Annotated in this window: 26 protein-coding genes, 1 tRNA gene and 3 pseudogenes; 19 read left to right on the top strand and 11 right to left on the bottom strand. The window is 64.4% G+C overall.

Going from position 1 to position 24813, the window contains the following annotated elements; genetic code table 11:
- Nucleotides 1–245, bottom strand: a 245-nt coding sequence (gene tnpB, locus B6V76_RS05675; protein ID WP_141104881.1) for an IS66 family insertion sequence element accessory protein TnpB, incomplete at its 3' end; no start/stop codon positions are given.
- A 191-nt stretch (nucleotides 246–436) separates the two neighbouring features.
- Nucleotides 437–658: pseudogene (locus B6V76_RS20250) on the bottom strand (transposase); the annotation flags it as partial.
- A 19-nt stretch (nucleotides 659–677) separates the two neighbouring features.
- On the opposite strand from B6V76_RS20250, the gene B6V76_RS05665 reads away from it, so the two are divergent.
- The 7 genes and pseudogenes from B6V76_RS05665 to B6V76_RS05640 all read left to right on the top strand — a co-directional run.
- Nucleotides 678–1070, top strand: coding sequence for a cytochrome c (locus tag B6V76_RS05665; RefSeq protein WP_166504546.1), 393 nt, complete (start codon nucleotides 678–680; stop codon nucleotides 1068–1070).
- Between the two features lie 345 nt (nucleotides 1071–1415).
- Nucleotides 1416–2744: an acetamidase/formamidase family protein gene (locus B6V76_RS05660; RefSeq protein WP_240497806.1), complete on the top strand. Its 1329-nt coding sequence runs from the start codon at nucleotides 1416–1418 to the stop codon at nucleotides 2742–2744.
- A gap of 119 nt (nucleotides 2745–2863) precedes the next feature.
- Nucleotides 2864–3847 (top strand): thiamine pyrophosphate-dependent dehydrogenase E1 component subunit alpha, encoded by a 984-nt coding sequence (locus tag B6V76_RS05655; RefSeq protein ID WP_240497805.1) that lies wholly within the window; start codon nucleotides 2864–2866, stop codon nucleotides 3845–3847.
- A gap of 43 nt (nucleotides 3848–3890) precedes the next feature.
- Entirely contained in the window at nucleotides 3891–4907 is a 1017-nt protein-coding gene (locus tag B6V76_RS05650; RefSeq protein ID WP_081875082.1) for an alpha-ketoacid dehydrogenase subunit beta, read from the top strand.
- Nucleotides 4908–4937: 30 nt separating this feature from the next.
- Nucleotides 4938–5174, top strand: a complete 237-nt coding sequence (locus tag B6V76_RS05645; protein ID WP_038148951.1) for a lipoyl domain-containing protein — start codon at nucleotides 4938–4940, stop codon at nucleotides 5172–5174.
- The gene (locus B6V76_RS19635) at nucleotides 5171–5926 is read left to right on the top strand and encodes a lipoate--protein ligase family protein (RefSeq protein WP_141104880.1); all 756 of its coding nucleotides are present in this window, start codon (nucleotides 5171–5173) and stop codon (nucleotides 5924–5926) included. Before B6V76_RS05645 ends, B6V76_RS19635 begins: the two co-directional genes overlap by 4 nt.
- 56 nt (nucleotides 5927–5982) lie before the next feature.
- Nucleotides 5983–6363, top strand: a pseudogene (locus B6V76_RS05640) (transposase); the annotation flags it as partial.
- A gap of 2 nt (nucleotides 6364–6365) precedes the next feature.
- Here B6V76_RS05640 and B6V76_RS05635 read toward each other — a convergent pair.
- Together B6V76_RS05635 and B6V76_RS05630 are read right to left on the bottom strand one after the other, a co-directional pair.
- Nucleotides 6366–6842 (bottom strand): annotated as a pseudogene (locus B6V76_RS05635) (transposase); the annotation flags it as partial.
- Between the two features lie 377 nt (nucleotides 6843–7219).
- Nucleotides 7220–8095 carry a hypothetical protein gene (locus B6V76_RS05630; protein ID WP_075774392.1) on the bottom strand — a complete coding sequence of 292 codons (876 nt, stop codon included), beginning with the start codon at nucleotides 8093–8095 and terminating at the stop codon, nucleotides 7220–7222.
- A gap of 277 nt (nucleotides 8096–8372) precedes the next feature.
- On the opposite strand from B6V76_RS05630, the gene B6V76_RS05625 reads away from it, so the two are divergent.
- The 7 genes from B6V76_RS05625 to B6V76_RS05595 all read left to right on the top strand — a co-directional run bounded on the left by B6V76_RS05625 (nucleotide 8373) and on the right by B6V76_RS05595 (nucleotide 13647).
- Entirely contained in the window at nucleotides 8373–9935 is a 1563-nt protein-coding gene (locus B6V76_RS05625) for an iron ABC transporter permease (protein ID WP_088726922.1), read from the top strand.
- Between the two features lie 48 nt (nucleotides 9936–9983).
- Nucleotides 9984–10059, top strand: a tRNA-Thr gene (locus B6V76_RS05620).
- A 36-nt stretch (nucleotides 10060–10095) separates the two neighbouring features.
- On the top strand, nucleotides 10096–10785 hold the full coding sequence (locus B6V76_RS05615) for a MotA/TolQ/ExbB proton channel family protein (protein ID WP_088718956.1): 690 nt from the start codon (nucleotides 10096–10098) through the stop codon (nucleotides 10783–10785).
- Nucleotides 10786–10793: 8 nt separating this feature from the next.
- Entirely contained in the window at nucleotides 10794–11177 is a 384-nt protein-coding gene (locus B6V76_RS05610; protein WP_075774394.1) for a biopolymer transporter ExbD, read from the top strand.
- A complete protein-coding gene (locus B6V76_RS05605; protein WP_088726869.1) occupies nucleotides 11174–11587 on the top strand; it encodes a biopolymer transporter ExbD in 414 nt (137 codons plus the stop codon). Before B6V76_RS05610 ends, B6V76_RS05605 begins: the two co-directional genes overlap by 4 nt.
- Nucleotides 11584–12417 carry an energy transducer TonB gene (locus B6V76_RS05600; RefSeq protein WP_088726868.1) on the top strand — a complete coding sequence of 278 codons (834 nt, stop codon included), beginning with the start codon at nucleotides 11584–11586 and terminating at the stop codon, nucleotides 12415–12417. Before B6V76_RS05605 ends, B6V76_RS05600 begins: the two co-directional genes overlap by 4 nt.
- Nucleotides 12418–12474: 57 nt before the next feature.
- Nucleotides 12475–13647, top strand: coding sequence for a M20 aminoacylase family protein (locus B6V76_RS05595; protein ID WP_088726867.1), 1173 nt, complete (start codon nucleotides 12475–12477; stop codon nucleotides 13645–13647).
- Between the two features lie 3 nt (nucleotides 13648–13650).
- On the opposite strand, the gene B6V76_RS05590 is transcribed toward B6V76_RS05595, so the two are convergent.
- Both B6V76_RS05590 and moaA read right to left on the bottom strand, forming a co-directional pair.
- Nucleotides 13651–14058: a universal stress protein gene (locus tag B6V76_RS05590; protein ID WP_075774398.1), complete on the bottom strand. Its 408-nt coding sequence runs from the start codon at nucleotides 14056–14058 to the stop codon at nucleotides 13651–13653.
- Nucleotides 14059–14209: 151 nt separating this feature from the next.
- Complete coding sequence (gene moaA / locus B6V76_RS05585; RefSeq protein ID WP_088725125.1) at nucleotides 14210–15217, bottom strand: GTP 3',8-cyclase MoaA; 1008 nt, start codon at nucleotides 15215–15217, stop codon at nucleotides 14210–14212.
- 147 nt (nucleotides 15218–15364) lie between these two features.
- On the opposite strand from moaA, the gene B6V76_RS05580 reads away from it, so the two are divergent.
- The 4 genes from B6V76_RS05580 (at nucleotide 15365) to B6V76_RS05565 (ending at nucleotide 19624) form a co-directional block, all read left to right on the top strand.
- Entirely contained in the window at nucleotides 15365–15856 is a 492-nt protein-coding gene (locus B6V76_RS05580; protein WP_240497803.1) for a D-galactarate dehydratase, read from the top strand.
- 10 nt (nucleotides 15857–15866) lie between these two features.
- Nucleotides 15867–16313 (top strand): isoprenylcysteine carboxylmethyltransferase family protein, encoded by a 447-nt coding sequence (locus B6V76_RS05575; RefSeq protein WP_240497028.1) that lies wholly within the window; start codon nucleotides 15867–15869, stop codon nucleotides 16311–16313.
- 287 nt (nucleotides 16314–16600) lie between these two features.
- On the top strand, nucleotides 16601–18175 hold the full coding sequence (locus B6V76_RS05570) for a Re/Si-specific NAD(P)(+) transhydrogenase subunit alpha (protein ID WP_088726866.1): 1575 nt from the start codon (nucleotides 16601–16603) through the stop codon (nucleotides 18173–18175).
- A 15-nt stretch (nucleotides 18176–18190) separates the two neighbouring features.
- Nucleotides 18191–19624, top strand: coding sequence for an NAD(P)(+) transhydrogenase (Re/Si-specific) subunit beta (locus B6V76_RS05565; protein ID WP_088721831.1), 1434 nt, complete (start codon nucleotides 18191–18193; stop codon nucleotides 19622–19624).
- Between the two features lie 114 nt (nucleotides 19625–19738).
- On the opposite strand, the gene B6V76_RS05560 is transcribed toward B6V76_RS05565, so the two are convergent.
- A complete protein-coding gene (locus B6V76_RS05560) occupies nucleotides 19739–20167 on the bottom strand; it encodes a SufE family protein (RefSeq protein WP_088725123.1) in 429 nt (142 codons plus the stop codon).
- 138 nt (nucleotides 20168–20305) lie between these two features.
- On the opposite strand from B6V76_RS05560, the gene B6V76_RS05555 reads away from it, so the two are divergent.
- Entirely contained in the window at nucleotides 20306–20803 is a 498-nt protein-coding gene (locus tag B6V76_RS05555; RefSeq protein WP_088718948.1) for a hypothetical protein, read from the top strand.
- Between the two features lie 222 nt (nucleotides 20804–21025).
- Here the strand turns inward: B6V76_RS05555 and rnd are convergent, their stop codons facing one another.
- From rnd to purM, 4 genes are all read right to left on the bottom strand, one after another.
- Nucleotides 21026–22189 (bottom strand): ribonuclease D, encoded by a 1164-nt coding sequence (gene rnd / locus B6V76_RS05550; RefSeq protein ID WP_075774405.1) that lies wholly within the window; start codon nucleotides 22187–22189, stop codon nucleotides 21026–21028.
- 121 nt (nucleotides 22190–22310) lie between these two features.
- On the bottom strand, nucleotides 22311–23063 hold the full coding sequence (locus B6V76_RS05545; RefSeq protein WP_088726865.1) for a heparan-alpha-glucosaminide N-acetyltransferase: 753 nt from the start codon (nucleotides 23061–23063) through the stop codon (nucleotides 22311–22313).
- A gap of 92 nt (nucleotides 23064–23155) precedes the next feature.
- The gene (purN, locus tag B6V76_RS05540) at nucleotides 23156–23743 is read right to left on the bottom strand and encodes a phosphoribosylglycinamide formyltransferase (protein ID WP_088718945.1); all 588 of its coding nucleotides are present in this window, start codon (nucleotides 23741–23743) and stop codon (nucleotides 23156–23158) included.
- Complete coding sequence (purM, locus tag B6V76_RS05535; protein ID WP_088726864.1) at nucleotides 23740–24786, bottom strand: phosphoribosylformylglycinamidine cyclo-ligase; 1047 nt, start codon at nucleotides 24784–24786, stop codon at nucleotides 23740–23742. Before purM ends, purN begins: the two co-directional genes overlap by 4 nt.
- Between the last annotated feature and the right edge of the window lie 27 nt (nucleotides 24787–24813).

Raw genomic sequence — 24813 nt, 5'->3', positions numbered from 1 at the left:
TCCCGAACCGCCGGCCAGATGAAGGAACTCTCCTCAAGCCGCTTGTAGGCCATCACCAGCCCGGTGCCGTCCCAGAACAGGATCTTGAGCCTGTCAGCACGCTTCGCCCGGAACAAAAACACGGTGCCGGTGAACGGGTCCTCCTTCAGGACCGATGCGACCAGCGCGGCGAGCCCGTCGTGGCCCTTCCTGAAGTCGACCGGCTGGGTCGCCACGAGGATACGGACGGTGTGGGACGGCATCATCACGAGGACGCCCCGAGCGCATGGACGATCTCGGCAATCCGCACCGCCGGGGTGTCGGCGGCAAGCGCGATCGTCACGTCACCGAAGACGAGGCGCAGGCTGTCGTCCGACTGCCTCGAGGGCTGCGGCGCCTGCGGGGGCTTCGGCTCGCACAGGACAACCGGCGCGAAGGCCGTCGGCTCATCCGACATCTCGGCGGCCGGCAGGACCAGCTTGCCCTGTTTGGCCAGGCATCGCCACGCCGACAACTGGTTCGGCTTCATCCCGTAACGCGCCGCCACGGCGTTGACCGTCGCGCCCGGCTCAAGTGTCTCCGCGACAGCCTGTGCCTTCACCTTCTCCGGCCACCGGCGGTGCCCGCTCTCGAAGATCTCAACTCCCAGCGAACTGAGAAACGCAGTCTGAGCATCCATTGCGAAACGCACTCCCATCTTGAGATGGGTATCACCTCGCAGTCCGCGCCGGCGCAGACAACGTGCCGCTCAGACACCGCTTACGTCGATCGAGCAGGCCAGCAAGGATATTATTTCGGCCCTGATCGCTGGAGACGACGCCCGCGTCGCGAGTCTGGCACAACAGATCCATGACAGTTTCATCCTGCAGCAATCCATGACGCCGCAAGACAAGCAGGATCTGAAGGCTGCCGTTCCCAAGGAATTCGTTACCCGGGACCAAGCCTTTCACCAACTTTCGACCGATCTTGCTCAAGTGGGCCGCGATGGCGACCGGGAGGCGCAAAATGCGACATTCAGCCAAATGATCGGGGCCTGCACCGCCTGCCACACACGCTATGCAACCGATCGCTTTCCAATGCTTGCTAAATAAACCGGCTGTCGCGGCGGCAAGAGCTTTCCCTGGTGTGAGAGGGCCTGCTGACAGGGGGCCTGAGGGTAGCAGGGCCGACCGATGGGGGATGGTGTCCGTTGGATCACCACGGCGGCGCGATGTCTCTAGCCTTGTTAACATGCGCAGCCGGTCAAACCAATTGACTCGCCGTTATTTCAGTCCGAGGATGAAGCTGACTGGTAGCGCCGTTCTAGGTCACGAGTCGCTTTTCGTGGTCGCAGTCTTTGGACACTCATGCTTGCTGCGAACGCCGCTGTCACAGATTCCGTTCAACCAGGTGCTGGTCGCGACCTGACCGGCACCTATCCGAGATAGGAGACACCCGTGGCAAAAGATCAAACCGAAGACGGCCCCCGCACAGCGCAGCGCAGTCTTGTCGTGCAGGAGTTTACCAACGGCATTTTGGACCCATCCCAGCCAATGCTTGGCCCGGTTGAAGATGACGGCACGATCATCGCCAATACCGCACCGGGATGCTGGGGGCCGATGATTACTCCGCGTCTGCGCGGCGGACACGAGGTGACGAAGCCCGTTTACGTGAACGGTGCAGAGCCCGGCGATGCGCTGGCGATCCGGATCCGCGACATCACCGTAACCGCCATCGCCACGGCTTCGGGTCACGATTCCTCACCCGAAGGGTTCTGTCTTGGCGATCCCTATGTGGCGGCCCGCTGCCCGCATTGCGACACGCTCTGGCCTGAAACCCATGTCGAAGGGATCGGACCGGACGCGGTGCGCTGCGACAATTGCGGCAATCCCGTCAAGCCGTTCGAGGTGGTTCACGGATATACCGTCGTGTTCGACGAGACCCGCAGTGTCGGGGTGACCATGCCCAAGAAGGCGGCCGAGAAGATTGCGCATAATGCCGAACATTACGCAGCGCTGCCCGATCATTCGGTTCAGCACCCCATCCTCGTCTATGCGCCCTCTGACATGCCCGCAGTGATAGTGCGGATGCGACCGTTTCTCGGGCAACTGGGCACGACGCCGTCGATGCCGTTGCCAGACTCGCATAATGCGGGTGATTTCGGCTCGGCCTTGATTGGCGCCCCGCACCAATACGCGGTGACGGCTGAGCAGTTGGATGAGCATCGCACAGACGGACACATGGATATCGATGCGGTGCGCGACGGCGCGATCCTGCTGACTCCGGTCAAAGTGCCGGGGGCGGGCGTTTATATCGGCGACATGCATGCGGGGCAGGGCGATGGTGAGATCGCGGGGCACACGATGGATGTGGCTGGCAGCGTCACATTGCAGGTCGAGGTGATCAAGGGGCGCACCCTTGCCGGTCCGGTGCTGTTTCCCCGGCTTGACGATCTGCCCCCCATGGCGCGACCCTTCAGCGCCGATGAAAAGGCGAAAGCCATCGCACTGGCGCGGGAATGGGATATCGACCAGTTGGAGGAAACGGCTCCGATTTCGGTTATCGGCACTGGCCCGACACTCAATCAGGCGATCGAAAACGGGCTGGGTCGCGCCGCCGACCTGCTTGGCATGACGGTCCCCGAAGTGCGAAACCGCGCCACCATCAACGGGGCTATCGAAATCGGTCGTGCGCCGGGCGTCATTCAGGTGACATTCCTTGCGCCGCTGTCTGCATTGGACGCAGCCGGCATCGGAAAATTCGCGCGCGAGCAATACGCGTTGTAGCTCGAAAGAGATGACACGGCGGCAGTCTGCAATGACCTATATCAAAGCAGGCTGCCGGATCCCGGTTAGCGTTAACGGGTTCGCGCGCTCGCACGAAAGTTACCGATCGGAGGACTCACATGAAACCGACGAAAGAGCAATTACTATGGATGTATGAAACCATGGTGGTCAGCCGCCGCTTCGAAGAAGCGATCGAGAAGGTTTATCTTGAAGGCAAGACCCCGGCGTTCAACATGGCCAGCGGCCCGATACCGGGCGAGATGCACCTGTCGAACGGCCAAGAACCGGTCGCAGTCGGCGTTTGTGCACATCTGGACGCTAGGGACACCGTGACAGCAACCCACCGTCCGCATCATCAGGCGATTGCCAAAGGGGTGGATCTAAACAGGATGGCCGCCGAGATATTTGGCAAAGCGACCGGATTGTCGGGTGGCCGGGGTGGCCACATGCACCTGTTCGATCCGGCGGTGAATTTCGCCTGTTCGGGCATTATCGCCGAAAGCTGTGGTCCGGCGTGTGGTGCCGCGCTGTCACGCAAGCTGCAGAAAAAGCCGGGGATTGCGGTCGCCTTTCTGGGCGAGGGTGCGGCCAACCAAGGCGCGTTTCACGAGGCTCTCAATCTCGCGGGCGTCTGGAAACTTCCGGTTGTTTTCGTGATTGAGGATAATTCCTGGGGCATTTCGGTTCCCAAATCCGAGGCGACAGCCGTGGCGCGCAATGATGTGCGCGCGGCGGGCTACGGTATGCCCGGTCATTACATCCCCGGCAACGATCCCTATGCGATCTTTGACATCGCGGGGCAGGCCATCGCGCGCGCCCGCGATGGCGAGGGCCCAACGCTGATCGAAATCGAAACCTATCGGTTGGCGGGGCATTTCATGGGCGATGCAGAGCAATATCGCCCGAAGGGTGAGAAGGAAGCGCTGTTTGCCAAGGATCCGATCCCCAAAATGCGCGAACGCCTGATCGCCGAGGGCCACGCTGCCGAGAGCCTGGACACGCTGGAAAAGCGCGCCGAGGCCCGCGTGGCCGAAGCGATCTCTTTTGCCCGCGACAGCGAATATGCGCCGGAAACCGATGCGTTGACCGCCGTTTTTGTTTGATTTTCCGACCTCCACAAATCTGTGGCATGAAAGGATTTGACCCATGCTTGACCAGCCAACAAACGAACGCCGTCTGACCATAGCGCGTGCGATGGCCGAGGCGATGCAGCAAGAGATGCAACGTGACCCCACTGTCTTTTTGATGGGCGAGGATATCGGCGGCTTCGGCGGCATCTTCGGCAATACCCGCGGCCTGTTCGAGGAATTCGGCAAGGAGCGCGTGCGCGACACCCCGATTTCCGAAACCGGCTTTATCAGCGCCGCCGTTGGCGCGGCGATGGACGGGATGCGGCCTGTCGTCGAACTGATGTTCGTCGATTTCTTCGGCGTCTGCTTTGACGCGATCTACAATCAGATGGCCAAGAACACCTATTTCTCGGGCGGAAACGCATCCGTTCCAATGGTGCTGATGACTTCGACGGGGGGCGGTTATTCGGATGCGGGCCAGCATTCGCAATGTCTTTACGGCACCTTCGCGCATCTGCCGGGCATGAAGGTCGTCTCGCCCTCGAATGCCTATGACGCCAAGGGGCTGATGACCGCTGCGGTCCGCGACGACAACCCTGTGATCTATATGTTTCACAAGGGGTTGCAGGGGATGGGCTGGTTGAGCACCGAACCCGGCGCCACCGTCAACACGCCCGAAAGCGATTATAGCGTCGAGATCGGCAAGGCGAAGGTCGTGCGCGAGGGCCGCGATGTGACGCTGGTGGGCCTTGCAATGGGGGTCCATAATGCGCTGAAGGCCGCCGACAGGCTCGCCGAAGAGGGCGTGAGCGCCGAGGTGGTTGATCTCGTGTCGCTGGTTCCGCTTGATCGTGAGACGGTGATCAATTCGGTCGCCAAAACCGGGCGTCTGATCGTGGTCGACGAGGATTATCACAGCTATGGCGTCTCGGGCGAGATCATAGCCACCGTGACCGAGCATGACATCTCAAAGCTCAAGGCGTCTCCGGCACGCGTCACCTATCCGGACGTGCCGATCCCTTATGCCAGACATATGGAGCAACTCTGTCTGCCCAATCCCGACAAGATCATCGCCGCATACCGCAAAATGTAATTCGGGACAATCAAATTTAGGAGTGGGCGCATGGCGACCGAGGTGAAGGTGCCGCAGGATTTGTGGCAGGACGACGGTATGGAAGCCGTTATTACCAACTGGCTGGCAAGCGACGGAGCGACCGTGCGAAAGGGGGCGTTGATCGCTGAAATCATGGTCGAGAAATCGCAGTTTGAAGTGACCGCGCCCGCCGATGGCGTTCTGACGATCACGAAACAGGCCAACGACATCGTGCGCAAGGGGGACGTGATCGGGACGATCGCGTGACCATGACAGCGCCGGACAGTCCGGTGCGAGAACTGGCGCTTGCCGACGCACTGGACTGGGAGGCCGCACGCTTGGGCGACATTGCGGCCGGGCGTTGCGGTGCCGCTGCCCTGCTTTGGTCTTGCGAGCGCGCGCTGGTTGCGCCCGCAAGCCTCAGCCGACAACCCGGGTTCAAGCGCGCATGTTCACGCGCCAATGACGCAGGCTGGCCGGTTCATCTGCGCGCCACAGGCGGCGATCTGGTGCCGCAGGGCCCTGATATTGTGAACTTGTCGCTGTTGTTCCGCGCGCCTCCGGGCGCAGCTTTCGGGCTTGAGGATGCCTATAGGCAACTAACCTCGCCGATTTGCGAGGCTCTTTCTGATGCAGGCATAAGCGCGAGATATGGGGCCGTGCCGGGGGCCTTTTGTGACGGACGATTCAACATCACGATAGCGGGGCGAAAGTTCGCGGGAACTGCACAACGCTGGCGCCCGATGGCGGATGGAAATGCAGTTCAGAGTCATGCCCTGATGCTCATGCGCTCTTTAGACGGGAATACGGTCGCGACGCTGAACCGTTTCTATCATGATTGCGGCATAGACCGCGTTATTGATGCCGGTGCACATGTCGGATTGCATGACCTGCTTGCGAAGGACACAGACGCGCGCGCGCAGCACCGTATCCTGCGCATGATCGCTGTGCGGGCGCATGCATCGGAGGCCCACGCCCCGGCTGCAAACACAAGGGTTCTGTCGCGACATCTCGGGTGAAAAGGGCGAGTTGGCAACGCGGCTTTGCACGCTGATGCGCATGGCGGCCCGACCGCGCCGGGGAGAACGCGGAGAAGATTTTGCGCGGCTTCGACGGCATCCTGCAACTCGATGGCTACCAGGGTTACAACCGTTTGACGCGTCCCACCCGCAAGCGTCGCGACCCGGTCCGCGTGGCGCATTGCTGGGCCCACGCGCGGCGTAAGCTGAAGGAGGTCTTCGACCGCGACGGCTCCGAGATCGCCGCCGAGGGGCTGCGCCGCATCGCCGAATTCTACAAGGTCGAGGCCGACATCCGCGGCACGGCGCCGGGACAGCGGCTCGAGGCCCGGCAGGCGCGCCCAGCGCCCCTCGTGGACGAGTTCGGTGAATTGCTACAACAGCAACGTCTGCGTATCTCCGCCAAGTGTAACCGCCCGGTTGATACCGCGGCTTGAACCTACGGGGTCCAGTTCCACGGCAACAATTCGTCGAGCCGGTTGATCTTGTGATCATGGATGCGGTCGAGCACGTCGGTCAGCCAAGACTGTGGATCAAGTCCGTTCATCTTTGCCGTCTCGATCAGTGTCATAGCCCGCGCCAGGGTCTCGCCGCCGCTGTCTGACCCGGCAAACAGCCAGTTCTTCTTTCCGATGCCAATCGGGCGCATGGCGCGCTCGGCGGGATTGTTGTCGATGCCGATCCTTCCGTCTTCGAGATAGAGTTCGAAGGACGACCAGCGGGAGAGCCCATAGCGGAACGCTTTGGCGAGATCACCCTTGCCGGGAAGGCGCGTGAGCTGGGCCTCGGCCCACGCCCTGAAGGCGTCGACCTTGGGTCTGGAATGCTGTTGTCGCGCGGCTTGTCGAAGCTCGGGCGACTGACCGGCAATCTGCCGTTCAACATCATAGAGTTTCCCGATCCGATCGAGAGCCTCCCCTGCGAACATAGGGAATGTTAGCAGTATTTAGTTCGCTAATGCGTCTTCGATTTGCTTGGTCTCTGTTCAAAAACTCTGTTTCTAAATGCTTATGAGCAGAAGGGAGCAACCGAGAAACGCGCGAAGCTCTCCACATAGCGCAGCGCGTTTCTCGGTTTTGTTTGGAGTTCTCTGCTACTAGATGCGCTACTCTTGGCAGCGTGAACAAACGGGCGTGAACATGAACAAATTCGGTAGATTATGTCTTGTAAGTCGCGAGGAATAAATGATAAAAATGACAATGAGCAATGGTAAGGTATACATAAAGTCGGCGCTGGGGATGGGCTGAGCGCCACCGCGCGCCGGGCGATGGTCCGGCGCGACCCGCCCTGTGCTCAGGGCGCGATGAATTCCACACCGGGCATCCGCGCGATCGCGGCGACGTCGGCGTCGTATTGCGCGGTGATTTCCTCGACCAGTTCATCGGTCCAGCCCGGCAGCGGTGCCTCGATCTCGAGCGCTTCGGGCTTGGCGTATTTGTCGAGAAACGCCGCCACGATCTTGCGCCGATGCAGCACCGATTTCGGCGGGTTCGCGTCGAAATAGCTCCGCAACCGTTCGATCCCCTCTTCGGGCATGATCTGGCGCAGGACCATCATGTCGCCCTTGAGCGCCTGATCCTCCGGCAGCCCGCCGACAGAGCGCAGCACCTCGGGCCAGATCAGCGGCAGGTCCTCGTTGCACCAGATCACGAAGCGCCGGCCGCCCGCGGCCTCCACCATCTGTCGGATGAGCGGCTCCCAGCGCAGCTCGCGCGGGTCGTGGCCTTCCATGATCTGCTCGTAGTTGCGCTTGGGTAGCCGCGCGACCAGTTGCGGGATCAGGCTCGCGGGGTTGATCAGCGCGAGGTGGAACTCGGTCTCCGCGTCGGGAAACAGGTTCGCCAGCGGCGCGAGCTTGCTCGGCGCCATCGCGTAGAACCCGCGCTTGGTGATCACCCGCTCGGGGATGCAGAGGAAGAATGCGTGGCTGAACACCAGCCGGTCGAGGACCGGCGCGTCGGTGCTCGCTTCGATGATCGCGTCCTGCACTTCCTGCGGGGCCGGTCCGCCTTTCAAAGAGACCAGCGCATCGCGCAGAACCATTCGGTAGCTGCGGGGCGCGGGCACGGCGATGCGATGAGATTCGAGAAGCCGATCATTGCTCGAAAGCGCGCCAACGATACGATCTTCATCGGTCGAATGCGCTCCGAGATGGAAAACGACTTTCATTCTGCGCGCCTCAATATCGTCTGCCGGGTCAAGCCCTTATTGTTGGCGCTCACTCTAGCCGCTCCGTTCTGGACAGGCAAACCCGTTTCGGGGTAGGAGGTCGGGACAATTCCGACAAAACTGATCGGGAAAGCCCGTGCCAAAATCCGCCCCATCCCTCCCGGCCCGCCCCATCTCTGCATCGCGCGGGCGCTTGCGTCCGGCTGGTGGGCTGTGGTCGCTCGGGGCCGTAGTGATCGCGGTGCTGGTGCTTGCGCCGATCCTGGCCGTTGGATGGATGGCGCTCGATCCGCGCGACAATATCTGGCCGCATCTGATCGCGACCGTGCTGCCGCGCTACCTGATCAACACGGCAGTGCTGACGGGCGGCGTGGGGCTTCTGGCATCCGCCATCGGGGCGGGGGCCGCGTGGCTCGTGGTGATGTATCGCTTTCCGGGGCATCGCATATTGCAATGGTTGCTCCTGCTGCCGCTCGCGATCCCGGCCTATGTCGGAGCCTACGCCCTCACCGATTTCCTCGACTATTCCGGCCCGGTGCAAACCGCCATGCGCGGCGCTTTCGGCTGGGCCTCGGCGCGCGATTACTGGTTTCCCGAAATCCGCTCGCGCGAGGCGGCGGTCGTCGTGCTGTCTGCCGCGCTGTACCCCTATATCTATTTGATCACCCGTGCGGCCCTGCGCGAGCAATCCGGCGCCAGCTACGAGGTCGCCCGCGCGCTCGGCACCGGGCCGTGGGGGCTGGTCTGGCGCGTAGGCCTGCCGCTCGCCCGTCCAGCCATCGCCGCAGGGGCCGCGATCGCCATGATGGAGACGGTGGCGGATTTCGGCGTCGTGGATCATTTCGGCATGCAGACCCTGACCACGGGCATCTTCTCGACATGGCTTTCGGGCGGCAATGCAGGCGGGGCGGCGCAGCTCGCGCTGGTGATCCTCGGGATCGTGCTCGCGCTCCTTATGGTCGAGAAACTCTCGCGCCGTCGTGTCCAGTATTACCAAAGCGCGCGTCAGGCCCGTCCGGTTCAGGCGCAGCGCCTGAAGGGTGCGGCTGGCTGGGTGGCGACGCTAGCCTGCGTGCTCCCGGTGGCTTTGGGCTTCGTGCTGCCGGTCGCAGTGATGGGCGGGCATGCGCTCGCCAATCCCGAGGCGTGGTTCGGCCGGGGGCTCGGGCTCGCGCTATGGCACACGATCCTGACCGGGGGCGCGGCCGCTGCGATCACTGTGACGCTCGCGCTGTTCATGGTCTATGGGGTGCGCCTCTCGGGGCAGCGCCTGCCGCGTGCCGTGCTGCCGCTGACGACACTCGGCTATGCCGCGCCGGGGGCTGTGCTGGCGGTCGGCATCCTGATCCCGCTCGCCGGTCTCGATCATGCCCTGGCCGACACCGTACTGGCGCTGACCGGCTATGATCCGGGCTTGCTGCTGACGGGCTCGGCCTTCGCGATCATCCTCGCCTATGTCGTGCGATTCTTCGCCATCGCCCAAGGCGCGAGCGACGCCGCCTTCGGGCGCGTGCCGCCATCGTTGCCGATGGCCGCGCGGTCTCTGGGGCGCACGCCAGGGGGCGTTCTGCGTAGCCTCTACCTGCCCCTGATGCGCGGGTCGGTCGGCTCGGCGCTGCTTCTGGTCTTCGTGGATTGCGTGAAGGAGCTGCCCGCGACGCTGCTGCTGCGCCCGTTCAACTTCGAGACGCTGGCCACGCGCACGCAGGAAAAGGCGAGCCTCGAGAATCTGGGCGATGCCTCCCCCGCCGCGCTTCTGGTCTGCGCGGTGGGCCTTGTCGCCGTCGCGATCCTCGCCCGCGCGGATGCGGCGCGCGCAGATCTTGCGCGTTCCCGCTGAGCGGCGTCTTGCACGAATTTCTCAGCCGCGCTATTGCGGGCCGGTCACGCCGGCGTAGCTCAGTTGGTAGAGCGTCTGATTTGTAATCAGGGGGTCGGGGGTTCGAGTCCCTCCGCCGGCACCACCTCACCGCGCCCGCGGGCGCGAATTGGAGGGCGCGATGGACGGCACCGCTCAGATTTCCGGAGGGCTTCCGGGGCGCATGTTCGATGCGCTCGTGCTGGGAGGTCCGGCGATGTGGGCGATTGCGGCTCTGTCCGTGATCTCGCTCGCGGTGATTATCTGGAAAATCTGGGATTTGCTGGCCGCGGGTGCGTGGTCGGGCGGGGCGCATAGCCAGGCGGCGATCGCGGCCTGGGCGGCAGGCGATCCCGACGGGGCCCAGGCGGCTGTGGCCGGGCGGCGATCGTTGCGCGCGCAGCTGGTCCGAGCGGCGATGGCGAGCCTGCGCGATCCGCAGCTCGATCGGGCCGGGGCCGAGGCCGAGACGGGCCGCGTCGCGCGCGATCTGCTGGCACGGGCGCGCTCGGGGCTTCGGGCACTGGAACTGGCCGTGGTGATCGGCCCGCTTCTGGGGCTTCTGGGCACGGTCGCGGGCATGATCGCGGCTTTCCGCGCGCTGCAGGAGGCGGGGGTCCAGGCCGATCCGGCGACGCTGGCGGGGGGCATCTGGGAGGCGCTTCTGACGACGGCGGCGGGCATGGCTGTGGCGATCCCGGCGCAGATCGCTCTGTCGGGCTTCGACGCCGTGGTGGACCGCCTGCGCCACGACATGGAGGACGCCGCGACCCGCATTTTCGCCCGCGCGCCCGCCACGCTCTCCGAGCGGCCACGCGCCGCCGCCGAGTGAGGCGCGCGATGTTCGCTTTCGGTCAGCCGCGCCCGCGCCGTCGCCCGGCCCTGACGCCGATGATCGACGTGGTCTTTCTGCTTCTGGTGTTCTTCATGCTCGCCTCGCGTTTCGGGGTGGAGCGCACATTGGACCTGACCTTGGGCGGCGGAACGGCGGGCGCTGAGTGGTCCGGGCCGCCGCGCCTGGTGGATGTGGGCGAAGGCGGCACGGTCAGTCTGAACGGGCAGAGGGTCGCGCTCTCCGATCTGGCAGGCGCGCTGCAGCCGCTGATGGATCAGCCCTCCGATCCGGTCGTGCTGCGTCCGAAAGAAGGCGATCTGAGCGCGCTGACGCAGGTGATCGAGGCGTTGCGCGGCGCGGGGCTCGGCAATCTGGTGCTGGTGCCATGAGGCTCTTCACCGATCCGCCCCGGCGCAGTCTGCCCGAGCCGCTTTTGCCGATGATCAACGTGGTCTTCCTGCTGCTGATCTTCTTTCTGCTGGCGGCGACGCTGGCGCAGCCGACGCCCTTCGAAGTGACCCCGCCCGAGGCTGCGGGTGAGGGAAAGACCAATCCCGGCGCGCTGGTCCTGTTTGCGAACTCCGAAGGCGAGATCGCCTATGGAGAGGCGCGGGGCGATGCGGCGCTGGCCGCGCTGGGGGCGGCAGCGCAGAACGCGCGAGCGGAGTGCGGCGCCTGCGCCGACGGTCTGACCCTGCGTGCGGACGGGCAGCTTCCCGGCGACGCGCTGGCGCGGCTGATGCCACAGCTGGCGGAGCTTGGCTTCACCGATCTCAAACTCGTGGTGCGGGGCAAATGACCGCGCGGAGGCTCGCCTTTGCAGGTGCGCTCGGCGCGGCGCTCGCGGTCCATGCGGGCGTGCTGTTGGTCTGGGAGCCTGCGCCTGCGGGCGGGGCGCAATCGGCGGGCGACGGGGGCGACGCGCTCGTCTCGCTCGCGCCGTCTTCCCCGTCCATGGCCGCGCGCGTGGAGGAGTGGGAGCGCCCGCCAGAGGTCGAAACGGAGGTCGCGGCGACGCAGCCTGAGGCTCCGACTGCGCCCAATGCGTCGAAGGCTCCGAACGAGCCAATCGAACTCGCCCCACAAGTCGCCGCGCCTACGATGACCGCGCCGCCTGCGCCCGATGCGGCGTTGCCCGAACAGGCCGATCCCGCGCCGCTAGACACTCCGCGACCGAAGGCTAAACCGACGCCGCCTGCGCCGAAGCCAGCGCAGCCGAAAGCGCCCGCGAAGCAACAGGCCTCGCAACCCGCCCCGGCAAAGCCCAAGCAGCAGGCGAAGGGGCAGGGCGACAGAGGGGCCGCAGGCGACCGCCGCACGGCCCCCGCGGCGACGCTGTCGGCTGGGCAGATCCGCTCGCTGATGGGATCGTGGGGCGGAGACATTCGCGCCCGGATCGAGCGTGCCAAGCAAACGCCCAGCGGGGCAGGTGCAGGCCGCGTTATCGTGGCGTTGAATATAGCGCGCGACGGGCGGCTCATCGGCGCCTCGGTTGCGCAAAGCTCGGGCAATGCGACGCTCGACCGGGCGGCGCTCGAGGCGGTGCGGCGCGCGGGCCGCTTCCCCGCAGCGCCGCAAGGCTTGGGCAAACCGAGCTACAGCTTCTCCTTGCCGATGGCCTTCCGCTGAGCGCGGCTTGCACCCGTGCGCGCCGCGAGGCAGGGTAGCGCCAACCAAGGAGCGAGCATGCCGATCAAGAACCGTTTTGCCGAGATGCACGCGGAAGCCACCGCATGGCGGCACGATTTTCACCGTAATCCCGAACTGCTTTACGATCTGCCGCGAACATCGGGCCGCGTGGCCGACCTACTGCGGGAATGTGGCTGCGATGAGGTGGTCGAGGGGATTGGGCGCTCTGGCGTCGTCGGCGTGATCGAAGGGCAGGGCGCGCGCCAGGGCGGGCTGCGCTGCGTTGGGCTGCGCGCCGATATGGATGCGCTGCCGATCCACGAGAAGACCGGGGCCGAGCATGCCTCAGAGGTCGAAGGCAAGATGCATGCCTGCGGCCATGACGGGCACACGTCGACCCTGCTCGCTGCGGCGAAATACCTCTGCGAGACACGAAATTTCGCGGGGCGTGCGGTGGTGATCTTCCAGCCCGCCGAGGAGGGCGGGGCCGGGGCCAAGGCGATGATCGAGGACGGCCTGATGGAGCGCTTCGGCATCGAGGAGGTCTACGCGCTGCACAACATGCCGGGGATGGAACCCGGCAGTTTCGGCATCCGGCCTGACGCGATGATGGCGGCGGCGGATTTCTTCGACATCGTGGTGACCGGCAAGGGCGGCCATGCGGCGAAACCGCAGGAGGTGATCGATCCGGTGCCGATCTCCGCGCATCTGATCCTTGCGTTGCAAAGCATCGTGTCGCGCGCGACCGATCCGCTGGAGGAGATCGTACTCTCGGTCACTACGCTGGAGACCGACTCGAAGGCGCTCAACGTGATCGGCAATTCGGTGAGCCTCGGCGGGACGGTGCGCACGATGAGCGCCGAGACCCGCGATCTGGCCGAGCGTCGCCTGCGCGAGATCGCGCAGGGAGTGGCTGCGACCCATGAGGCGACGGCAGAGGTCGACTACCGGCGCGGCTATCCGGTCACGCGCAACGACCCGGCGGCGGCCGAGGTCGCAGCACAGGTGGCCGAGGCCGTGGCAGGCGCCTGCGACCGCAATGTCGATCCGATGATGGGGGCGGAGGATTTCGCCTATATGCTCGAGGTGCGCCCCGGGGCCTACGGCTTCATCGGCAACGGCCCCAGCGCGCCCCTTCATCACGCGGAATACGACTTCAACGACGCGATCCTTCCGGCTGGCGCAAGCTGGTTCGTCGGCATGATCGAGGCGCGGCTGCCTGCCGAGTGAGCGTCAGCGCATGACCATAACCGCGCATTTTGCATGGCGCACGACGCGCGAGGCGGTCGAGCCGATCAGGTAGTCGCCAAAGCCCGGACGGTGCGACGCGATCACGATGCAATCCGCCCCGATATGCTCGGCGTAGCTCAGGATTTCATGGCCAGGCTGGCCCTCGACGATCGCCCAGTCACCATTGTCGAACTCCGCTGCGCGCGTGGCGAGGTCGCGTTCCAGCGTCTTGCGCAGTTCCTCGGCATAGCCCTCCGGCATGTAATTGATCGCATAGGCGGGGACGTCTTCCATCACGTGCAGCAGGGTGACGCGCGCCCCGTCGCCAGCCAGCGCTCGCGCGACATTGAGCGCGGCGTCGGGGTTATGATCTTCGTCGAAGGCGACGGGCACGAGAATGTTGGAATACATTGGTTTGGCTCCCTTTCTTTGTAGGGAGCCTGCCAGAAGGAGTGCCGTCGCGCATTGATTTGAGTCACGCCGGAGTTGGCCCCCGACACCAAATTCCCGTGAGTTGCCCGAGACCTGCGCTGCGTTTACGGCGAACGCAGGCCGGTAACTGTCAACCGCCGGTATGGCTCATGTGGCGCGACATCTGGCCCGAGACGGTCTGGCGCGAATAGTCGAAATCATGGCCCTTGGGTTTGCGCGAGATTGCCTCGCGGATCGCCGCTTCCAGTGCCGCGTCGTCCTCGCTGGCCCGCAGGGGTGCGCGCAGATCGGCGTTGTCCTCCTGGCCGAGGCACATGAACAGCTCGCCCGTGCAGGTCACCCGCACACGGTTGCAGTTCTCACAGAAGTTATGCGTCAGCGGCGTGATGAAGCCGATCTTCTGGCCGCTTTCTTCCAGCCGGACGTAGCGCGCAGGTCCGCCGGTCGATTCCGCCAGATCGGTCAGGGTGAAGCGTTCGGCCATCGCCTTGCGCACATCTGACAGCGGCCAGTATTGATCGAGCCGCAGGTCGTCACCCATCTCGCCCATCGGCATCACTTCGATGAAGGTCAGATCGAAGCCTTCCGCCGCGCACCAGTCGATCAGGGTGAACAGCTCGTCCTCGTTGAAGCCCTTCAGCGCGACGGTGTTGATCTTGACCTTGAGGCCAGCGCGTTTCGCGGCCTCCAGCCCCTTCAGAACCTGTTCGAGCCGCCCCCAGCGGGTGATCTTCGCGAATTTGTCGGCATCCAGCGTGTCGAGCGAGACGTTGATCCGCTTCATCCCCAAAGCTGCGAGATCATCGGCGAATTTCGCAAGCTGCGAGCCATTGGTGGTCAGCGTAAGCTCGCGCAGGTCGCCGGTGTCGAGATGGCGCGCGATCGAGCGGAAGAAGGTCATGATGTCACGCCGTACCAGCGGCTCGCCCCCGGTGATGCGCAGCTTCTTCACGCCGAGGCGGATGAAGGTAGAGCAGAGCCGGTCCAGTTCCTCGAGGGTCAGCAGTTCCTTTTTCGGCAGGAACTGCATGTGTTCGGCCATGCAATAGGTGCAGCGAAAATCGCAGCGATCGGTGACCGAGACCCGCAAATAGTCGATCGGGCGGGCGAAGGGGTCGATGAGGGGCGTGTTTTCCATGTTGCGGAAGGTAAGGCGCGTGACGGGGGGCGGCAAGGGCCGTCGCGCGGATCGAAGCGGATCGGTCGCCGGGCAGGCGATTGTGCGAGGGGGTGACACCGGGCGCGGACTGGGCATAGGCTCGGTGAGATTTCAAGGAGATTTCGAATGCGCAAACCCCTCGCTCGCCCGATCCTCGCGCTCGTATTGATGATGCCGATTGCGGGCTGCGCCACGCTGGGGCTCAACGGTCCCAACGCAGCCGCCCCGAATTCTGCGACAGCGCGCGGCCCCGCGACCGTGCCGGATGCGGCCCCGATCCCGAAGCCCAGTGCGAAATCTGCCGATTCCCTCGACACCACCACGGCGGAACAGCGTGCCGAGGCTGCGAAGAAACCCGTGGGCGGCGAGACCAAGCTCGGCACAACCATCGCGAGCCTCGGCGATCCCGCCGATCCGGGCTTCTGGGTAAAGACCGGGCTGGTGAAAAGCGAGACCCCCGGCCGGGTCGAGGACCCGAAGACCGGGAAGTCGGCGAAGGTCACGCTGATCCCGTCGGGCAAGGCGGCAGGCTCTGGTTCGGAAGTGTCGCTGCCTGCGCTGCGTCTGCTCGAGGTGCCGCTGACCGATCTGCCCGAACTCACCGTGTACAAGCTCTGAGCTGTTCGCGATGAACCCTCTGCGCGAGATCGATATCCCGCCGCTCTGGCTCGTGCTGTTCGCGGCGCTGGTCTGGGCGCTGGGGCAGGTCGTGCCGATGCCTTTTCGATATGACCGCGCGCTCGGGCTGATCGCGATCGCGCTCGGGCTCGCGTTGATGCTGGTCGCGGTGGGTCAGATGCTGCTCCGCCGCACCACCTTCATTCCGCGCCGTGACCCGTCCGAGCTTGTGACCTCCGGCGTCTTCGCGCTGTCGCGCAACCCGATCTATCTGGGCGATGCGCTGGTGCTGGCCGGGCTTGCGCTGATCTGGCACGCGCCTTTGGGGCTTCTGCTGGTGCCAGTTTTCATGTGGTTCATCACACGGCGCTACATTCTTGGCGAAGAAGCAAGGATCGCGGCGCATTTCGGCGAAACCTACACCGCCTATCGTGCCCGGACCCGTCGCTGGCTCTGATCGGGCCGCGGCAAAGTGCTGCGGGCGCAAAAAAATCTGATGTTGCCGCAATCGCGCAGCAGCTGAAAAGGCGCGCCATAACACCCTGATCTAGCTAAATAAATTACCCCGAATTTCGGTATTCTATGGTATACACGAACCGGTGGGTGGCGCTGTGAGCGATTAAGAAGGTTTTACGAGCCATAGCTGCTTGTGAAACATTATTGCGCGATGCTAAGGAGTACGTCGCAAGATTCCGGGTGCGCAGGCCAGCGGCTAAACGCACCGCTATCCAAGGGGGAGTTAGAGTGAAAATCGGAGCTCCAAAGGAGATTTTCGAGGGCGAGGCGCGGGTCGCCATGACGCCCGACTCGGCTTTGCAGCTGCAAAAGCTGGGCCATGAGTGCTTCATCGAGACCGGAGCAGGCGTCCGTGCCGGCTTCACAGACGAGGCTTACGAGGCCGCGAATGTGACCGTCGTCAAAACCGCCGCCGCGCTGTTCAAGGACGTGGATTTCGTCATCAAGGTTCGGCCGCCGAGCGATACGGAGGTCAAGCGCCTCAAGCCCGGCCAGACCCTGATCTCGTTCTTCTACCCGGCCCAGAACGAAGAGCTTCTGAAAGCCGCCGAGAAGACCGGTGCGAACGTGATCGCGATGGACATGGTCCCGCGGATTTCGCGCGCGCAGAAGATGGATGCGCTGTCCTCCATGGCCAATATCGCAGGCTACCGTGCGGTGCTCGAGGCAGGCAACAATTTCGGCCGCTTCTTCACCGGTCAGGTGACGGCGGCAGGTAAGGTTCCGCCGGCGAAAGTGCTCGTTGTTGGTGCCGGTGTGGCCGGTCTTGCCGCGATCGGGGCTTCGACCTCGCTGGGTGCGATCACCTATGCGTTCGACGTGCGTCCCGAAGTGGCCGAGCAGATCGAGTCGATGGGCGCGGAATTCGTCTATCTTGATTTCGAGGAAAGCCAGACCGACGGCGCGGAGACGGGCGGCTACGCCAAGCCTTCCAGTCCGGAATTCCGCGAAGCGCAGCTCGCGAAATTCCGCGAACTGGCGCCCGATATCGACATCGTCATCACCACCGCGCTGATCCCGGGCCGCGATGCGCCCGTGCTTTGGACCAAGGACATGGTCGAGGCGATGAAGCCGGGCTCGGTGATCGTCGACCTCGCCGCCGAGCGTGGCGGCAACTGCGAACTGACCGTGCCGGACCAGAAGATCGTGAGCGACAATGGCGTGACCATCGTCGGCTACACCGATTTCCCGAGCCGCATGGCGACGCAGAGCTCGACGCTCTACGCGACCAATATCCGTCACATGATGACGGATCTGACGCCCGAGAAGGACGGTGTCGTCGTCCATGACATGGAAGACGACGTGATCCGCGGCGCGACCGTGGCCTATCAGGGCGAGATCACCTTCCCGCCGCCGAAACCCAAGGTGGCCGCGATTGCGGCGCAGAAGCCGAAGGAAAAGGCCAAGGAGCTGACGCCGGAGGAAAAGCGCGCCAATGAGGTCGCTGCGTTCAGGAAGCAGACCCGCAATCAGGTGACGCTGCTCGCCGTGGGCGCGATCGTGCTTCTGGGCGTGGGCCTCGTCGCACCGGCCAGCTTCATGCAGCACTTCATCGTCTTCGTGCTCAGCTGTTTCGTGGGCTTCCAGGTGATCTGGAACGTCTCGCACTCGCTGCACACGCCGCTGATGGCTGTGACCAACGCGATATCGTCGATCATCATCCTCGGCGCACTGTTGCAGATCGGTTCGGGCTCGTGGCTCGTGATCGTGCTCGCAGCGCTGTCGGTGTTCATGGCCGGGATCAACATCTTCGGTGGCTTCATGGTCACCCGGCGCATGCTCGCCATGTTCCAGAAGTCGTAAGAGGGGGAGAGCGTAATGGAAAACGGATTCTCGACCGCCGCCTATGTCGTCGCGGCAGTTCTCTTCATCCTCTCGCTGGGCGGCCTTTCGGGGCAGGAAAGCGCGAAACGGGCGGTGTGGTATGGCATCGTCGGCATGGGACTTGCGGTTCTGGCGACGCTGATCGGCCCCGGCTCGGGTCTGTGGCTTCTCTCGGTGATCCTGATCGCGGCTGGTGGCATCATCGGCTGGTTCGTGGCGAACCGGGTGCAGATGACGGAAATGCCGCAGCTGGTTGCCGCGATGCACTCGCTGGTCGGTCTTGCCGCCGTCTTCGTGGGCTATAACGCCTATATCGAGATGGCGCGCGTCGGCGCGATGGGCGTGGAAGAGCAGCACGCGCTGAAGGGCTTCGCCGCTCTGATCGCGCACAAGACGCCGGTCGAACTGTCGATCCTGCGCGTCGAACTGTTCCTCGGCGTGTTCATCGGGGCCGTGACCTTCACCGGGTCTGTGGTCGCGTTCGGCAAGCTCGCGGGCAAGGTGACCTCGAAGGCCACCAAGCTGCCGGGCGGGCATATCCTCAATGCGACTGCCGCGATCCTCTCGGTGATCCTGCTGATCGCGTTCATCAACGGGGCAGGGGCCTGGGCGCTGATCCTGATGACCCTTCTGGCGTTCTTCATCGGCTACCACCTGATCATGGGCATCGGCGGCGCCGATATGCCGGTCGTGGTGTCGATGCTGAACTCCTATTCGGGCTGGGCTGCGGCGGCGATCGGCTTCTCGCTGGGCAACGATCTTCTGATCGTGGTCGGCGCGCTGGTCGGCTCCTCGGGTGCGATCCTGTCCTACATCATGTGCAAGGCGATGAACCGCTCGTTCATCAGCGTTATCCTCGGCGGCTTCGGCGGTACCTCCGGTCCCGCGATGGAAGTCGAGGGCGAGCAGATCGCGATCGACGCGGACGGCGTGGCCTCCGCTCTGCGCGACGCGGACAGCGTGATCATCGTGCCGGGCTACGGCATGGCGGTGGCGCAGGCTCAGCAGGCGGTGTCGGAACTGACCCGCAAGCTGCGCAGCCAGGGCAAGGAAGTCCGCTTCGCGATCCACCCGGTCGCGGGTCGTCTGCCGGGGCACATGAACGTGCTGCTGGCCGAGGCGAAAGTGCCTTACGACATCGTTCTGGAAATGGACGAGATCAACGAGGACTTCCCCGATACCGACGTAGTGATCGTCATCGGCTCGAACGACATCGTGAACCCCGCCGCACAGGAAGATCCGAACTCGCCGATCGCTGGCATGCCGGTTCTGGAAGTCTGGAGGGCCAAGCAGGTCTTCGTCTCGAAGCGCGGTCAGGGTACCGGTTATTCGGGTATCGAGAACCCGCTGTTCTACAAGGAGAACACCCGGATGTTCTATGGCGACGCCAAGGACTCGGTGAACCAGCTGCTGCCGCTGATCGACTGATCAGCAGGGCAGGGAAATGGGAAACGGCCGGTCGCTGGACCGGCCGTTTTCGTTTGGGGTGATCGGCGCGGGGCTGGCAGCCCCGGGCGTCGTCTCACTTGGAAACCTAGGGCCTTACGACCCCGCAGCCTCACCGGCCAGCTTGCGGATACGCTCCACCATCGCGCGCAACCCGTTCGAGCGCTGTGCCGATAGGTGGTCGTTGAGGCCCAGACGGCCCAGCTCGGCGGGAGCGTCGACCTCCAGCACCTCTTCGGCGGTCAGCCCCGAATAGAGCGCATGCAGGATCGCGATGAGGCCCTGCACGATCATCGCATCGCTCTCGCCCTGAAAGTCGAACACCGCATTCGGGCCGGTCCCCTCGATCCGGGGCAGCAGCCAGACCTGGCTCGCACAGCCCTCCACCTTGGTCGCAGGCACCTTCACCGCATCGTCGAGGGGCGGCAATTCGCGGCCCAGCTCGATCACGTGACGGTAGCGGTCCTCCCAGTCGTCGAGAAATTCGAAGGTCTCGGCAATCTCTTCAAAGGCTTCGCGCGCCATGGTCACTCGCTCCTTGGGACAGGGAATTGTCTCTTGGGTAACGGGTTCGCGCCCGAGGGTCCAGACGCGGCTTTTCAAAAGCGCCGCAATGGGCTACCACGAAATCGGGTCCAGACCCGGGACAGTATCGGAGCCATCATGAACAAAGCCCTGATCGCGGCACTTGCCCTGACGCTCACCACCGCAGGCTGCGGCACCATCCGTGACAGCAAGCTCAACCCGTTCAACTGGTTCGGGCGCGACACGGCCGCGCCGGTGCAGACACTCGCCCCGCGGGGCGGCTACCCCGTGAAGGTCGGCAAGCCGAACCAGCAGCAGGTCGCGCAGGTCTCCTCGCTCTCAGTCGAGAAGATCCCTTCGGGTGCGATCATCACCGCGATGGGGCTGCCGCCGACGCAAGGCTACTGGGACACCGATCTGGTTCCGCTGAACAGCGGCGCACCGGATGAGAACGGCACGGTGACCTATGTCTTCATGGTCTCGCCGCCGCCCGCCGACAGCCCCGATGCGCGCCGCGTGATGAACCCGCAATCGCGCGAGGTCTCGGCGGCAGCGTTTCTCAACAATTACAAGCTGCAGGGCGTGCGGAAGATCGTGGTGCAGGGTGTGTCCAACGCGCGGTCCGTGGCACGCTGATCGTCACTTCAGTTGATTTAGATGAGGCTCGGGAGAACCCGGGCCTTTCTCTTGTCGCCTTGTCCGGATCAGCCGCTTCAGCGGCCCGGGCAGCGCCCGACCGCCCCTCGGGCGGGCGCTTTGGTGGATTCAACGCGCGCATTGAATGCTTCCGAAACTTTCGAAGACTACCAAAGAAGTGGGCGCCCACCCGGCGTTCAGGCGCAGCGCCTCCGGTGCCCCTTAAACGTCGACCAGCTTTACCGCGCCGCTATCGGCGGTCAGGGCCACTTCGCCTTTGGCCAGACGCAGCGCGTCATGCCCGAAGACCTCGGCGCGCCAGCCCTGCAGGGCGGCCACGTCGCGCTTGCCAGCGGCGATGCGGTCGAGATCGGACGAGGTCGCGATCAGCTTCGCGGCGACGCCCGCCTGCTGCGATTTCGCCTTCAGCAGCACGCGCAGCAGATCGCCAAGCGCGGTGTCGACTTGCAGTTGTTGGGCCTGATTGTCGGGGCGGGGCAGCTTCTCGTTGGGCATCTCGAGCCCTTCGCGCACCGCCGTAAGGATGCCCTCGGCGATCTCGCCCTTGCGGGCCTCGCGCAGCAACAACCGCGACTTGCCCAACTCGTCGATCGAGGTCGGCTTGGTCGAGGCCAGCTCCAGCAGCGCGTCATCCTTGAAGATACGGCTCCGCGGGATGTTGCGGTTCTGGGCGTAACCTTCACGGAACTGCGCCAGCTCGCGCACGATGGCGAGGAAACGGCCCGAATTGGTCCGCGTCTTCACGCGCTTCCACGCCTCTGCGGGGCGGTTGATATAGGTCTCGGGGTTCAGCAGAACCGCCTCTTCCTCTTCGACCCAGGCATCGCGTCCCGTTTTCTTCAGCTGTTCGTCGAGGAATTCGTAGATCACGCGCAGATGGGTGACATCGGCGATCGCGTATTTCTTCTGTGCCTCGGTCAGCGGACGGCGCGACCAGTCGGTGAAGCGCGAGGATTTGTCGAGCGACTGCTTGGCGATCTTGCGCACCAGCGTCTCGTAACCCACCTGCTCGCCAAAGCCGCAGACCATCGCGGCGATTTGCGTGTCGAACAGCGGATCGGGAAAGACCTGCGCGTCGGTGTAGAAAATCTCCAGATCCTGCCGGGCTGCGTGGAAGACCTTCACGGTCTCCTTGTGGCGGAAAAGATCGTAGAGCGGCTCGAGCGAGAGGTCGTCGGACAGCGGATCGACCAGAACGGCCTCGCCTTCGGTCTCGCCATGATCGGGGAGCGCCATCTGCACGAGGCAAAGCTTGGACCAGTAGGTCCGCTCGCGCAAAAATTCGGTGTCGACGGTGACGTAGGGCTCTTGCTTGGCCTTTTCGCAGAAGGCCGCGAGGGCCTCGGTCGTGGTGATAGTCTGCATATCGCGCTTTCAATTCGGTGCGGGCTCATCCCGCGCAGGTGCAAATTCCCTAGACCTTCATAGGACAAAAGGGAAGGGTCGGGCGCGTCGCGGCCCTGATAGCGTGGCAGAAGCGCAAGTTTCAGTGCTGCAGAAGGAACGCGGCCCAGGTTAGCCCGTAGAGGATGGGCTGGTGGATCAGATAGATCGGCAGGGTGTGGCGGCCCGCGAACAACGCGATTTTCATCACCCCGCGGGTCTGATCGGGCTGGTAGCGCGCGGCCCGTTTCCAGTACCCCAGACGGTCGAGCAGTTTCGCAGCCCCCATCCCGACAAGGAACGGCCCGATCCACGGGAAGACCGGCTCGAAATCCATCGACGGGCGCCAGTGGGTCGAGAGACCCAGCCACCAGAGCCACGGCTGGTTGAACAACTCGAAGGCGTAGTTCAGATGCACCCAGACCGCGATCACGCCAAGCGCCGCGAGCAGGATCCACGGTAGGAACAACAGCGCCGCGCCGATGAGCGAGCTGACCGCGATGGAATGCAGGATGCCGTAATAGATGAAATATTCCGGCATCATCACGTAGGTCGCCGCGCTCACCAGCGCCGCCGCAACCACCACCTTCCCCAGCCGCCGCCAGAACGGGGCCGCCCGGAAACCGTGGCGATGGGCGAGGACGAGGCTGACGCCGGCCATGAAGATGAACGTACTGGCAACGACACGCGCGAAATCGAGAAAGGCCGGATGGAAGACCGTGCCGCGCGGCACGAAGCCGAAATTCTCGAGATCGTATGTCAGGTGGAAGATCGCCATCCCGATCAGTGCTATGGCCCGGATCAGGTCTGGGGCGATCATGCGCCCGCGCGGGGCCGTATCCGGGTTCGTTTCCATGTGCTTGTCATGCGCGAAGCGGCGGCTGCTCGCAAGCGGGTGCGGCGCATTTCGGCGTGAGCGTGCTTACCGGGAAACGCTTGGGGGCGCGTTCAGAGATAGACTGGGGTGCGGTCGCCCTCGGCGAAGCGACGCAGCACGGCCGGGTAGAGGCGATGTTCCTGCACCAGCACGCGGGCCGCGAGGTCGTCGGGGGTGTCGCCTGCCTCGATCGGAACGCGCGCCTGGCCGAGGATCGGCCCCTCGTCGAGCACCGGCGTCACCTCGTGCACCGTGCAGCCCGCCACCGCATCGCCTGCCTCGATCGCGCGCTTATGGGTGTGCAGGCCGGGATATTTCGGCAAAAGCGAGGGGTGGATGTTCAGCATCCGACCCTCGAACCGCGCCACGAATTCCGGCGTCAGCACCCGCATGAAGCCCGCAAGGCAAAGCACATCGGGTTTCGCGGCGAGGATCGGCTTCAGCAGCTCGGCCTCGAAGCCGGCGCGGTCCTTGCCATAGGGGCGGTGGTCGATGGCGGCGGTCGGCACGCCCATCCGCGCGGCCTTCTCCAGCCCCCCGGCTTTCGCATCGTTCGACGCGACCAGCACCGGGCGGGCAGGGTGGTCCTCTGCCATGCTCTCGACCAGACGGACCATGTTCGAGCCGCCGCCCGAGATCAGGATCGCGACACGGATCACAGCAGTGCGCCCTCGTAGGCGATGCCCTGTTCGGAGGTGACGGTGCCGATGCGGGTGACGGTTTCGCCTTCACTCGCCAGCAGGGTGGCGATCTCGTCGGCCTTGTCAGCTGCGACGACGACGATCATGCCGATGCCGCAATTGAAGGTCTTGAGCAGCTCACGCTCTTCCATCGAAGCGGTTTCGGCGAGCCAGCGGAACACGCCGGGCAGTTCCCAGGCATTGAGGTCGATCGTGGCGCCCATGCCCTCGGGCAGAACGCGGGGCAGGTTCTCGGTCAGACCGCCGCCGGTGATATGGGCGAGCGCATGAACGCCACCTGCGCGCACCGCGGCCAGGCATTGTTTGACGTAGAGGCGGGTTGGCGCCAGCAGTGCCTCGCCAAGCGAGCCCTCACCGAAGGGACAGTCAGCGTCCCAGCCAAGGCCGGACATCTCGACCACCTTGCGTACGAAGGAATAGCCGTTGGAATGCACGCCGTTCGAGCCGAGGCCCAGAAGCACGTCACCCTCGGCCACGCCAGCGGGCAGGTCCGAGCCGCGTTCCATCGCGCCGACCGCGAAGCCCGCGAGGTCGAAATCGCCCTTGGAATACATGCCCGGCATCTCCGCCGTCTCACCGCCGATCAGCGCGCAACCCGATTGTGCGCAGCCTTCCGCGATGCCTTCGATGATGCGCGCAGCCTGATCGATCTCGAGCTTGCCGGTCGCGAAATAATCCAGGAAGAACAAAGGCTCGGCGCCTTGGCAGACCAGATCGTTGACGCACATCGCCACGAGGTCGATGCCGATCGTGTCGACATTTCCGGTGTCGATCGCGATGCGCAGCTTGGTGCCCACGCCATCGGTCGCGCCGACGAGGATCGGATCGTTGTAGCCCGCCGCCTTCAGGTCGAAGAGCGCCCCGAAGCCGCCCAGACCCGACATCGTGCCCGAGCGCTGCGTGCGCTTGGCCGCGGGTTTGATCCGGTCCACCAACGCATTGCCCGCGTCGATATCGACGCCCGCATCGGCATAGGTCAGGCCCTGTGTTTTCTCGGTCATCGCGGCGCACTCCGGCAAGTAAACTCT

The sequence above is a fragment of the Thioclava sp. IC9 genome (genome assembly GCF_002213225.1).
In the GTDB taxonomy this organism is placed as follows: Bacteria; Pseudomonadota; Alphaproteobacteria; order Rhodobacterales; family Rhodobacteraceae; genus Thioclava; species Thioclava nitratireducens.
Note: the sequence above shows the minus strand (reverse complement) of the source record. Positions and strands in the feature narration are given on the sequence as shown.

Bases quoted from the DNA above. Each gene is read 5' to 3' on its own strand.
- B6V76_RS05555 (WP_088718948.1), top strand. From the start codon at position 20,306: ATGAACAAAGCCCTGATCGCGGCACTTGCCCTGACGCTCACCACCGCA.
- B6V76_RS05655 (WP_240497805.1), top strand. From the start codon at position 2,864: ATGAAACCGACGAAAGAGCAATTACTATGGATGTATGAAACCATGGTG.
- B6V76_RS05645 (WP_038148951.1), top strand. From the start codon at position 4,938: ATGGCGACCGAGGTGAAGGTGCCGCAGGATTTGTGGCAGGACGACGGT.
- B6V76_RS05615 (WP_088718956.1), top strand. From the start codon at position 10,096: ATGGACGGCACCGCTCAGATTTCCGGAGGGCTTCCGGGGCGCATGTTC.
- B6V76_RS05560 (WP_088725123.1), bottom strand. From the start codon at position 20,167: ATGGCGCGCGAAGCCTTTGAAGAGATTGCCGAGACCTTCGAATTTCTC.
- B6V76_RS05580 (WP_240497803.1), top strand. From the start codon at position 15,365: ATGCGCAAACCCCTCGCTCGCCCGATCCTCGCGCTCGTATTGATGATG.
- B6V76_RS05595 (WP_088726867.1), top strand. From the start codon at position 12,475: ATGCCGATCAAGAACCGTTTTGCCGAGATGCACGCGGAAGCCACCGCA.
- B6V76_RS05545 (WP_088726865.1), bottom strand. From the start codon at position 23,063: ATGGAAACGAACCCGGATACGGCCCCGCGCGGGCGCATGATCGCCCCA.
- B6V76_RS05590 (WP_075774398.1), bottom strand. From the start codon at position 14,058: ATGTATTCCAACATTCTCGTGCCCGTCGCCTTCGACGAAGATCATAAC.
- B6V76_RS05630 (WP_075774392.1), bottom strand. From the start codon at position 8,095: ATGAAAGTCGTTTTCCATCTCGGAGCGCATTCGACCGATGAAGATCGT.
- rnd (WP_075774405.1), bottom strand. From the start codon at position 22,189: ATGCAGACTATCACCACGACCGAGGCCCTCGCGGCCTTCTGCGAAAAG.
- B6V76_RS05605 (WP_088726869.1), top strand. From the start codon at position 11,174: ATGAGGCTCTTCACCGATCCGCCCCGGCGCAGTCTGCCCGAGCCGCTT.
- purM (WP_088726864.1), bottom strand. From the start codon at position 24,786: ATGACCGAGAAAACACAGGGCCTGACCTATGCCGATGCGGGCGTCGAT.
- B6V76_RS05600 (WP_088726868.1), top strand. From the start codon at position 11,584: ATGACCGCGCGGAGGCTCGCCTTTGCAGGTGCGCTCGGCGCGGCGCTC.
- B6V76_RS05625 (WP_088726922.1), top strand. From the start codon at position 8,373: ATGGCGCTCGATCCGCGCGACAATATCTGGCCGCATCTGATCGCGACC.
- B6V76_RS05610 (WP_075774394.1), top strand. From the start codon at position 10,794: ATGTTCGCTTTCGGTCAGCCGCGCCCGCGCCGTCGCCCGGCCCTGACG.
- B6V76_RS05575 (WP_240497028.1), top strand. From the start codon at position 15,867: ATGAACCCTCTGCGCGAGATCGATATCCCGCCGCTCTGGCTCGTGCTG.
- B6V76_RS05565 (WP_088721831.1), top strand. From the start codon at position 18,191: ATGGAAAACGGATTCTCGACCGCCGCCTATGTCGTCGCGGCAGTTCTC.
- moaA (WP_088725125.1), bottom strand. From the start codon at position 15,217: ATGGAAAACACGCCCCTCATCGACCCCTTCGCCCGCCCGATCGACTAT.
- B6V76_RS05650 (WP_081875082.1), top strand. From the start codon at position 3,891: ATGCTTGACCAGCCAACAAACGAACGCCGTCTGACCATAGCGCGTGCG.